This is a genomic window from Streptomyces sp. NPDC059900 (assembly GCF_050270335.1).
Taxonomy (GTDB): Bacteria; Actinomycetota; Actinomycetes; order Streptomycetales; family Streptomycetaceae; genus Streptomyces.
In genome coordinates this window covers 1-1,171 of sequence record NZ_JBNNJZ010001141.1, presented here as the reverse complement: position 1 = coordinate 1,171, position 1,171 = coordinate 1, and the positions used below count along the sequence as shown (strand labels likewise).

Here is a 1,171-nt window from a genome sequence, read left to right as displayed (position 1 = left end):
GTTCCCAGGCGTCCAGGCGGATGCGGCCCTCGTCGTCGAGGGTCAGGGGGCGGGTGTCGGTCAGCTGGTCCCATAGCTGCACCAGTTGGCCGATGGGGGTCACCATGGCTTCGCCAAGGACTCCGCGCAGCAGCCCCGCGTACAAGGCGATGCCGGGGATGGCGGTCGAGGACTGGGTGACGGCTGCGGCGTTGACCGAGGTCACCGCCCGGCCGCCCAGACTCTTGCCGAGGCGTTCGTCCAGCGTGTGTGCGGTGGCTTCCAGATGGGCCTTGGCGGAGCCGATGGTGCCCTGCCGGTAGATCGCCGCGGTGAGTGGCGAGCCGATGTAGGACAGGGCGGCGGTGGTGAAGCCCTCGGCGAGCAGCGAGCGGCCGGCCAGGAGGTCGATCCACCGTTCCCAGTCGGTGCCGCCCATCACCGCCCGGGTCTGGTCGATGTCGTCGCCCTCGGCCGGCGCGGTGGTGACTTTCTTGACCTCAGGAACGCCGGATTCGTCGAAGACGAGGGTCTTGGTGGTGTGCGGTGAGCCGACCGGCTTGAGGACCGAGGCGTACACGGTTCCGGTGTCCGGGTCCGTGCGGCGGGGCGCGGCCACCGAGTAGATCAAGTAGTCGAGCCGGCCGCCGAACCGCTCGGAGAGCAGATCGGCGACCTGCTGCTTGACGGTGTCGCTGAACGCGTCGCCGTTGACGAAGACCATGTCGCGGCCGTGGCGGTGGGCGAGCCGGGCGGTGGCGGCGGTGCGATACCAGCCGGCCGTTCCGGTGCGCCGTGCGGGCGCTTTTTCGAAGCAGACGCCGATGCCGCGGATGCCCACCTGGGCCAGGCCCGCGATCGTCGCGGCCAGGCCGTACCCGGCGGACGAGCCGATGATCAGGGCCACCGGTCCTTCGCCCTTGGCCAGGGCCGTGGCCGGGACGGCCTTCCACATCTCCTCCACCAGGCGTCGACAGCCGTCCGGGTGGGAGTCGAGGAACAGGAAGCCCCGGCTCTTGGGCGCGATGACGCGTTCGCTCACGGTGTGATGTCCCCAGGTGTCGTCACGGACAAGGACGCGGCGGCCGCCCCCGGCCACCCCGTCGTGCGAGTCTGCGACCGTGCGCAGAAACTTGGGGGTTGCGACCAGTACAACGTTGACCGGCCTGGCTTGGAGGTGTCTGCACTGGCT

At 70.2% G+C, this 1,171-nt stretch carries 1 protein-coding gene; it reads right to left on the bottom strand.

The window, feature by feature from the left end; translation table 11 throughout:
• On the bottom strand, positions 1 to 1,021 hold a 1,021-nt coding region (locus ACQKIP_RS47925; protein ID WP_427745921.1), incomplete at its 3' end, for an enoyl-[acyl-carrier-protein] reductase FabV.
• Between the last annotated feature and the right edge of the window lie 150 nt (positions 1,022 to 1,171).